The sequence below is a fragment of the Lentzea indica genome (genome assembly GCF_012184385.1).
Taxonomy (GTDB): Bacteria; Actinomycetota; Actinomycetes; order Mycobacteriales; family Pseudonocardiaceae; genus Lentzea; species Lentzea indica.
This window is the reverse complement of the sequence record NZ_VSRL01000319.1, coordinates 1-9,234: the sequence shown is the minus strand read 5'-3', so window position 1 is coordinate 9,234 and position 9,234 is coordinate 1. Positions and strand designations below refer to the sequence as shown.

The following is a 9,234-nucleotide window of genomic DNA, read 5'->3' as shown; positions in this document are numbered from 1 at the left end:
CACGGCCGCGACCCCGGCTCGCTCTACCGGGGCGTGCCGCTCACCCAAGCCACCGACTGGGCCCAGCGCGATCCCGCCGCCCTCAACGCCGAGGAGAAGGCGTTCCTCGACGCCAGCAAGGCCGCGGTCGAACACGAACTGGCCACCGAGACGCGCCGCACCACCAACCTGCGCCGCGTGGTCGCGTTGCTCGCCGCCCTGCTGCTCGTGGCCACCACCGCGACCGTGTTCGCCGTGCGCGCGCAACAACAGACCACCGAGCAACGAACCAACGCACTCGCACAGAAGGCCATCGCGGAGGCCAACGGCCTGCAGGACCGCGACCCCGGCCTCGCCAGCCAGCTCCGCCTCGCCGCGTACCGGCTCACCGGTCTGCCGGCGGCACGCGACAGCCTGCTGAGCACGTTCGCGGCACCCCAGGTCACCGTCGTCAGAGGCCACCAGGACGCGGCGTCCTACGCGCTGTTCAGCCCCGACGGCAAGATCATGGCCACCGCCGCCGACGACAAGACCCTGATCATCTGGGACTTCGCCGACCCCTACCACCCCACCGAGCTCGGCCGCCTGCGCGCGGGCGAGAACGCCACCCACGGCATGGCGTTCAGCCCGGACAGCAAGACGCTCGCCACGGCGGGCTGGGACGGTCTCATCCGCCTGGTGGACCTCACCGACCCGCGCAAGCCCGTCGAGAAGGCACGCATCAGCGGCCACGACGGGCAGGTCCAGGCCGTGCAGTTCACGCCGGACGGCCGCACGCTCGTCAGCAGCGGCCAGGACAAGACGATCCGAGTCTGGGACCTCTCGGGCCCCGCCACCCTCGTGCGCACGATCCAGGCGCACGAGCAGCTCGTCCACGGCATCTCTCTCAACCCCGCGGGCACCACGCTCGCGTCCGCGTCCTGGGACGGCACCGTCAAGCTCTGGGAACTCGCGACCGGCGCCCACCTCTCCACCATCGACCCCGCGACCGGCGACTTCGCCTCGGACGCGGTCGCCTTCTCCCCCGACGGCCGCACGCTCGCCACCGGTGCGGACAACGGAGACGTGCAGCTGTGGAACGTCACCGATCCCCGCTCCCCCGCCCTGCTCAGCACCACCACCGGCCACAGCTTCTCGATCCACGCGCTGGCGTTCTCCGCCGACGGGAAGTTCCTCGCCAGCGGCGGCGGCGACAAGACCACCCGCGTCTGGAACGTGACCGATCTCCGCGACGTCCGGCTCGCCACCGCGCTCGCGGGCCACACCGACACCCTCTGGTCGGTCAACTTCAGCCCGGACTCCAAGCGAATGGTCACGGCCACCACCGACGCCGAGGTCCGCGTGCTCGACCTGGCCAACCTCACCTACGCCCACCACAAGTGGACGGTGTGGAAGCTCGACCACGACAAACGCGGGCGGTACTTCGCGACGGTCTCCTCCGACGGCACCATCAAGCTCTGGCGCCCGCAGGACCGGCACGCCGAGGAGATCTCGACCCTGCCCGGGCTCACGCCCGCCGACGAGGCGCTCACCGTCGACGTCAACCCGGCCCGCGACGTCGTGTTCGGGTCCACCATGACCTGGCAGGGCCTGTGGGACGTGAGCGACCCCGCGCAGCCGCGAGAACTCACCAGGGCGATCACCAGGAACGTCCCGATCGTGGCCGCCACCTTCAGCAACGACGGCAAGATGCTCGCCGTCTGCGAGGAGGACGGTGTCGTCGGGCTCTGGAACGTCACCGACCCGGCCGCACCGGTGAAGGTGGGCGGCTTCGCCATACCGAAGACCGACATGGTGTGGCAGATCGAGTTCTCCCAGGACGACCGCACGCTCGTGATCGCGAACGGCAGCCGCGAGCTTCAGCTCTGGGACGTCAGCAATCCGGCTTCACCCCGCGCCCACCCCGCGCTGCGCACGGACGACACCCCGAACCCCATCCGCCGCGGCGGGCAGGCCGGCCGCGAAGAGGCCATGACCGTGGTCGTCCACGGCAACGTCATGGCGTTCGCGAACATGGGCAGCAGCGGCGCGCTGTACGACATCAGCGATCCCGCACAGCCGCGCAAGCTCAGCTCCCTGCCCAACGACGGCGGGCCGCTGCAGCGCCTCGCCTTCTCCCCCGACGGCACCCTCATCGCGGCCGGGACGACCGACGACGTGATCCGCGTGTGGGACGTGCGCGATCCCCGCAACCCCCAGGTGCGGGCAGTGCTGCACGGACACACGGAACGGGTGTGGGGCGTGGCCTTCGCGCCGGACAACCGCACCCTGGCGACCACCGGGGCGGACCGCACCGTCCGCGTCTGGGACATCGACCTCGAGGCGACCGCAGCCCGCGTGTGCGCTACTACGACGGCGCACCTGTCCACTCGGCACTGGGAGCAATACTTCCCCGGCGTCGAGCCGAGGCCTCTCTGCTGAACAACACCCTCACCATTCCTCTCGACCCCATTTGTAGTGCGAAAACGTTGTGTGGTGTCGATGCCCCGGCGTCGTACAACAACGTTCGTGCAACGAGGACGGTCAACCGGGTGAAGGTGAGGCTTCAGTCAACACTGAAGCAATAAAATCCACCGCAGTAGTTGCAGATGTGATCAGATTCTGAGTCATGGAGCTCGTGCCGCAAGAAGTCGGGGTCGCACACAGCGCACTGCCGCACGACGAAACGTCCGCCCGAGCCCTGCTCGCCGAAGCCGCGGCGCAGGGCCTGCACACAGTCGTCGTCACCGCCGAGGAAGGCGACGAACGCGCCATAGCCGTGCTGCGTGAACTGCGCGCGGAATGGCACACGGAGGGCGGTCAGATCACCGCCCAGCTCGACACGGACGCCCAGGGCCAGCTCGCGCACCTGTGGGGCCTGTCGGTGGAAGACAGGGCCGCGTGGCTCGCGGCGTTCCCCCGCCACGACGATCCGAACTGGTGGATGCACCGGCTCCTGGTGCTCAACCACCACCCGGAGTGGGCGCCGCTCAAGGACTGGCTGGTCGACGAGCACGTACGGCTGTTCGGCCGCCCGCCGGGAAGGCGTCGTTCTAACGCGGCAGGCCGCTGAAGTCCGGCGTACGCAGCCGCTGGATCCACGGGATCGGGGCTTCCTTCGGGGTGTCCCGATCCGGCTGCACGGCGGCGAACGTCAGCACGCGCACCCTCGGCACTCCGACCGCGATCACGTCGCCGTGCGTACCGGCGATCCACATGACGCCGGTGTCGGCGATGTTCGCCACCACGTGCAGGTCCGGGATCACGAACTGCACCAGCGCGAGGCCGCCCGGCATCTCCGCGAGCCCGGCCACGTGCTGGTTCGGCTGCCACGGGAACAGCGTGATCGGCACCGGCGTCCACTGCGCGGAGCTCTCGACCGCCACCACCGCGTCGCGGTACCAGCGGCTGATCTCGATCGACGACGGGATGCCGAGCAACCCCATGACCAGCACCAGTCCGCCGATGATCAGGCCGGTGGGGGCGAACGGGAACAGGCTGAGCAGGACCAGCAGCGCGCCGATGCCCGCGGGCACGGCCGACCACAGCCACGACCGCACGCCCCACCGCATGCCCTTGTGCGCCTTGGCGACCGCAGGGTCGTCCAACGGCCGGCCGACTGGTCGCTCCACGCGCTTCTGAGCGGGGTGGTCACCGGTGTCGACCTTGGCGTTCTCCATCTTCGCGAACCCGGCGACCCTGATGACCGCCTTCCCGCTCGCGTCGGGGCCGCAGACGAAGACCTCCTGCCGTTCCAGCACCATGTCATTCAGGTCATGGAACCAGCCCTTGAGCACCAGCCCGTCCAACAGCAGGCGGTCGTCAATCATGTCGTCCCGCTTCTCCGCGACCGTGGCCGGAACGCGCCGCCATGGTTGGTCGAGCAGGCCACGTCGCTGGGCCTTGGTCTCCGACCGGTACATCAACGGCGCCACCCCGCACGTCAGCGTGACCAGGAACAGCAACGCCATCGCGCCGGCGTTGCCCGGCGTCATCGGCAGGAACAGGCACGCCACTGCGGCGGCCCCCGTCACGAGCGCGACACCGCCGAGGGTCCTCGCGCCCCAGCGCAGGTCCTCCAGGATCAGGCCGGTCGACCAGTCGTCTCTGGCGGGCACGTCCGTCCGCGGCTCCAGGTAGTGCAGCACCAGCCCCCCAGCTATGCCTTGGTGGCCACCTCGCGGATCAGGTTCGCGAGCTCCGCCGGCCGTTCCAGCGGAAGCATATGTCCGGCATCGGCCAGCACGACCGAGGTTCCGCCGAACTTCACCGCGTCGGTCTCCGGCACCAGGCGGTCCTCGTCCCCCACGACGGCGACCACGGCCTTCTCCTTGGCCACGGTCAGCCCGGCCTCCCGGTCGTACCGGTCCACCGCGGGCCGGAACAGCGCGACCGTCTCCGGCCAGTGCCCCCACACCATGTCCGCGGTGAGCTCCACGTCGTCGTCCGCGGGCTGGTCACCGAACAGCCACCACCGCAACCCCGCGGTCTTGGTCGGCTCGATCTTCTCCCGCACCGCCCGCACGATCGGCCCGAACGCCCGCTCCAGCTCCCGCACGAGCTTCCCGACCGCCTTCGGCCACGCGAGCGACGTCTCGGACCGCCCGCTCGCCGCCGTGACACGAAGACGTTGCCCAGCACCCGTTGCCGGAACAGCCGCGGCCTGCGCTCGGCCATCGCCAGCGCCGCCATGCCGCCCATCGAGTGCCCGGCGATCACGATCCGCCCGTTCGGCACCGCCCGCTCGATCAGCTCCCCCAGGTCCTCGCCGAGCCGCTCGATCGTGGCCGTCTCCTTCGTCGCCCCCGACGACCTGCCGTGGCCACGGTGGTCGTAGGAGATGACCTGGAAGTCGCCGCTCAGTTGCTCGACGACCTTGTGCCAGCTGCGGTGGTCGAGCGCGTAGCCGTGGGCCAGCACGACCGTCACCGGCGCCTCGGGGTCGCCCGCGCGCACCACGTTGAGCTCGGTCCCGTCCTCCAGCCGCACCATCGGATTCCTTTCGCCGTGTCGTCTGTTCGTCCTAACGAGACAACACGGCGAAAGGACACGACCTAAACGAGTCCCAGCACCACATCCGGTGGCATCTGCCGGCCACCGACACCCGGCACACCACGGAACTGGTAAGCCGAAGCCTGACCACCCGGCTGAATGACCCAGGCCTCCCCCGGCGTCCCTTCCGCGAGCACCGTCTGCAGCGCCTCGGCGATGTCGTCCGGCGTCAGCAACGGGAACTCGACGGCGTCGAACTCCTCCTTCGCCGCACCCAGCAGCAACGTGTCCACGAACCCAGGACACAACGCGGTGACCACGATCCCGTCGTCGGCCAGCGCCTTCCCCGCCGCCCGCACGTATCCGACGATCGCGTGCTTGGTCAGCGTGTACAGCGGGTCCGCGGGCATCGCCGTCAGCCCGGCCAGCGAGGCCGTGACCACGATCTTGCCGCCACCCTGCCGGCGCAACGCCGGCACCGCGGCACAAAGTCCGTAGACCACGTGGTCGACGTTGACCCCGACCAGCTTCCGGTACCGGGCAACGTCCAGAGCGGCGTCCACCCCGGCCTGCCCGCCACCGATCCCGGCGTTCAGGTGCACGATGTCGAGCCGCCCGAACTCCTTCTCGACCTGCTCCACCACCGCGGGCATCGTCGAAGGGGCGGCGACGTCACCGGAGATGGCGATGCCACCCACCTCGGAGGCGATCCGCTGCGCCCTGGCCGCGTCGAGGTCGAGCACCGCCACCCGCGCACCGAGCTTCGCGAGGCGGCGCACGACGGCGACGCCGATTCCGCCCGCGCCGCCCGTGACCAACGCGACCTGACCGGTCAAGTCCACAGTGGACATGGCGTTCTCCTCAGCTGTTGCGCAGGAAACGGTCGAGAACGCGGACGCCGAACTTCAGCGCGTCCACCGGCACTCGCTCGTCCACACCGTGGAAGAGCCCGGAGAAGTCGAGGTCGGCCGGCAGCTTCAGCGGCGCGAAACCGAAGTTGCGGATGCCGAGCTTCTGGAACGACTTGGCGTCCGTGCCGCCGGAGAGCATGTACGGCAGCACGCGGGCACCGGGGTCCTCTGCGATGATCGACGCCGTCATGGCGTCCACCAGTGCGCCGTCGAACGTCGTCTCCACCGGCGGCAGGCCGATCCACTCGCGTTCGACGTCCGGGCCGAGCAGCTCGGCCAGCTCGCGGTCGAACGCCTCCTCGCGGCCCGGCAGGATGCGGCAGTCCACAGTGGCCTCGGCGGTCGACGGGATCACGTTCGCCTTGTAGCCCGCAGACAACATGGTCGGGTTCGCCGTGTCCCGCAGAGTCGCGCCGATCATCCGCGACAGGGCGCCGAGCTTGCCGATCGAGCCCTCGATGTCGTCCTCGGGGAAGTCCAGTCCGGTGATCTCGCTGACCCCGTCCAGGAACTCCCGCACCGACGGACGCACGATCAACGGCCACTTGTGCTGGTCGAGCTTCGTGACTGCGGCGGCGAGCTTCGCGACCGCGTTGTCGCGGTGGATCATGCTGCCGTGGCCCGCTGTGCCCTTGACCCGCAGCTTGAGCCAGCGGATGCCCTTCTCGGCGGTCTCGACCAGGTAGGCGCGGACGTCGTCCTTCAGCGTGATCGAGAACCCGCCGACCTCGCTGATCGCCTCGGTGACGCCCTCGAACAGCTCAGGCCTGTTCTCCACCAGCCACTTCGCGCCGAAGAGCCCACCGGCCTCCTCGTCGGCGAGGAACGCGAACACGATGTCGCGCGGCGGCACGACTCCCTCGCGCTTGAAGTGCCTGGCCAGCGCGAGCGTCATGCCGACCATGTCCTTCATGTCGACAGCGCCACGGCCCCACACGTAACCGTCCTGCACAGCACCGGAGAACGGGTGCACCGACCACTCCGAGGCGTCCGCGGGCACGACGTCGAGGTGACCGTGAACCAACAGCGCGCCGCGGCTGGGATCCGAGCCCGCAAGACGCGCGATCACGTTGCCGCGGCCCTTGGCGCCCGACTCGACGTAGGTGGTCTCGTAGCCGACCTCGGACAGCTTCTCCGCCACCCACTCGGCGGCCTTGCGCTCCCCCACCACCGTCGCGGGATCACCCGTGTTCGTGGTGTCGATCCTGATCAGCTCGCTGACCAGCGTCACGGCCTCGTCTTCTGCCAGTACCAGTGCGTTCCCCGTTGTGCTCACCACGTCTTCCTACCATCCGTCAGAACACCGACCACCCGGTGAGAGTCGTGAATCGGTCCAATGCGTCCACACCCGCGACGGAGTTCCCTCGCGCGTCCAATGCTGGACTCCAGACGCAGATCGCGCACTTTCCGGGGACCACGGCGACGATCCCTCCCCCGACCCCGCTCTTGCACGGCAGGCCGACCCGGTAGGCGAACTGACCGGCGGCGTCGTAGGTGCCGCACGTGAGCATCACGGCGTTGACCCGCTTCGCACCGCTCACGCCCAGAAGTCGGGTGCCGTCGTTGCGGATGCCGTGGCGTGCCAGGAACAGGGCCGACCGGGCAAGATCCGCGCAGCTCATCGCGATCGAGCACTGCCGGACGTACTCGTGCAGCACGACGTCGACGGAGTTGCGCATGTTGCCGTAGGAGGCCATGAAATGCGCCAGGGCGCGATTGCGGTCGGAGTGGTCGAGCTCGGACTTGGCGACCTCGGGGTCGACGTCGAGCCGGGGGTTTCCGCTCTCCTGCCGCAGGAAGTCGAGCAGCCGATCAGCGGCGCCGAACCCGAGGTGGTCGGTGACGACGAGCGCGCCGGCGTTGATGAACGGGTTGCGCGGGATGCCCTGCTCGTTCTCCAGCTGCACCAGCGAGTTGAACGGTGATCCGGACGGCTCACGGCCCACGCGCGACCAGACGTCGTCGTCCTGCGACAGGGCCAGGGCGAGCATGAACGCCTTGGAGATGCTCTGGATCGAGAACGGTGTCAGGTGCTCCCCCGCGCCGAAGACCTCGCCGTCCAATGTGGCGACGGCGAGGCCGAAGGCGTGCGGGTCGATCCTGGCGAGCGCAGGGATGTAGTCGGCGACCTCACCTCCTGGCGTCACCTCGGCGGCGATGCGGTCCACCAGCTGCTGGAGCTCCATGCCGCCATCCCATCACGGGACCGCGATCTAGCTGGCAGCCACCGGGAAGGAGTAGAGCTGGGTGTTCTGGCCGGCCTTGACCGTGCACGGGACGGTGATCGTCCCGAGCCAGGTCGGAGAACCGTCCGCCTGACGCGGCGTGAGCTTGAGCTCCGCGTTGCCGAGCGAGATCGCCGCCGTGCCGGCGTTGGCGAGCATCATCGCCGGCAACGTGCCCGTGGCCGTCACGTCGAACGTGCCGCTGGCCGGCACCGGCGTGTTCGGGATGGTCGAGACCGACGTGAGCGTCTGGGTGGCCGACCCGTCGGTCACCGGCACGTTGCTGGTCATCGTGCCGTCGACCGACTTCGCGCCGAGCCAGCCCAGCGTGGTGGTGGCGTCCTCCGACACCGTGCTCTTCACCGTGGTGTTGGACACCGCGGTCGGCACACCGACGACGGCCGAGTCCGGCAGGTCCGCGGAGCTGACCGTGGTCGGCATGTCCTGCGCACCGATGATCGAGAAATTGCAGGAGTAGGTGATGTTCAGCTCAGCGGTCGCGGCCGAGCTCGTGCCGGCCGTCACCACGCTCAGCGCTCCGGCGACCAGAACGCAGGCAGCGGCGCGTGCGAGGGTCTTCATCTGCAGGGACCTCCATGAGTACGACATTGAACTGCAAGAAGGCGGGTATTGCTTTACTCGCCAGTAATGTAGCCACCCCGGATTCCGCAAGGCAAGAGAAAACCCGCTTTTGTCACCCGCGTACGAATTGGCCGGAGACGATTTATCAGGCGCGATCCAACAAATAGTGCGCACGCAGCGCCAGTTCGAGGGTGAACCGCTCCCCCGCGTCGTGCATTCGGTCGCCGAACAGTTCGTCCAATTGGTTCACGCGGTAACGCACGGTCTGCGGATGCACCTTCAGCCGGGCTGCGACCTCAGGTGCGCCACCGCGTGCCGACAGCCACACGAGCAACGTCTCGGCGAGCTTGGTGCGCTGCCGGTCGGTCAACGGGGCCAGCGGCGCCAGCGCCCGTTCGGCCAGCTGCCGGGCGAGGAACTCGTCCGCGAGCACGGTCAGTTCGACGAGGTGGTCGGCACAGTCGAGGACCGGCCGATCCGGCAGCACCTTCTCGCGTGAGAGCGTGAGCACCCGGCGAGCGCAGGCCAGCGACCTGCGCGCGTCCGCGGGAACCACCGGCAGGCCG

The 9,234-nt window shown here is 69.3% G+C and carries 9 protein-coding genes and 1 pseudogene; 2 read left to right on the top strand and 8 right to left on the bottom strand.

Annotated elements, in window-relative coordinates:
- Nucleotides 1-2,400: WD40 repeat domain-containing protein (locus FXN61_RS43775; RefSeq protein ID WP_167979730.1), on the top strand; the 2,400-nt coding region annotated here is incomplete at its 5' end.
- Nucleotides 2,401-2,587: 187 nt separating this feature from the next.
- The gene (locus FXN61_RS43770) at nucleotides 2,588-3,031 is read left to right on the top strand and encodes a hypothetical protein (RefSeq protein ID WP_167979729.1); all 444 of its coding nucleotides are present in this window, start codon (nucleotides 2,588-2,590) and stop codon (nucleotides 3,029-3,031) included.
- Here the strand turns inward: FXN61_RS43770 and FXN61_RS43765 are convergent.
- From FXN61_RS43765 to FXN61_RS43735, 8 genes and pseudogenes are all read right to left on the bottom strand, one after another.
- Nucleotides 3,012-4,106: a hypothetical protein gene (locus FXN61_RS43765; protein WP_167979728.1), complete on the bottom strand. Its 1,095-nt coding sequence runs from the start codon at nucleotides 4,104-4,106 to the stop codon at nucleotides 3,012-3,014. The two genes, FXN61_RS43770 and FXN61_RS43765, sit on opposite strands and share 20 nt — an antisense overlap.
- Before the next feature lie 11 nt (nucleotides 4,107-4,117).
- Nucleotides 4,118-4,516: an alpha/beta fold hydrolase gene (locus tag FXN61_RS53710; RefSeq protein WP_246292964.1), complete on the bottom strand. Its 399-nt coding sequence runs from the start codon at nucleotides 4,514-4,516 to the stop codon at nucleotides 4,118-4,120.
- 95 nt (nucleotides 4,517-4,611) lie between these two features.
- A pseudogene (locus FXN61_RS53705) lies at nucleotides 4,612-4,950 on the bottom strand (alpha/beta fold hydrolase); the annotation flags it as partial.
- A 62-nt stretch (nucleotides 4,951-5,012) separates the two neighbouring features.
- Nucleotides 5,013-5,801, bottom strand: a complete 789-nt coding sequence (locus FXN61_RS43755) for an SDR family oxidoreductase (RefSeq protein WP_167979727.1) — start codon at nucleotides 5,799-5,801, stop codon at nucleotides 5,013-5,015.
- 10 nt (nucleotides 5,802-5,811) lie between these two features.
- On the bottom strand, nucleotides 5,812-7,137 hold the full coding sequence (locus FXN61_RS43750; RefSeq protein WP_312878457.1) for a M20/M25/M40 family metallo-hydrolase: 1,326 nt from the start codon (nucleotides 7,135-7,137) through the stop codon (nucleotides 5,812-5,814).
- 19 nt (nucleotides 7,138-7,156) lie between these two features.
- Nucleotides 7,157-8,047: a glutaminase gene (locus FXN61_RS43745; RefSeq protein ID WP_167979726.1), complete on the bottom strand. Its 891-nt coding sequence runs from the start codon at nucleotides 8,045-8,047 to the stop codon at nucleotides 7,157-7,159.
- 27 nt (nucleotides 8,048-8,074) lie between these two features.
- Nucleotides 8,075-8,668, bottom strand: coding sequence for a DUF6801 domain-containing protein (locus FXN61_RS43740; RefSeq protein ID WP_167979725.1), 594 nt, complete (start codon nucleotides 8,666-8,668; stop codon nucleotides 8,075-8,077).
- 145 nt (nucleotides 8,669-8,813) lie between these two features.
- On the bottom strand, nucleotides 8,814-9,234 hold a 421-nt coding region (locus FXN61_RS43735), incomplete at its 5' end, for a helix-turn-helix domain-containing protein (RefSeq protein ID WP_167979724.1).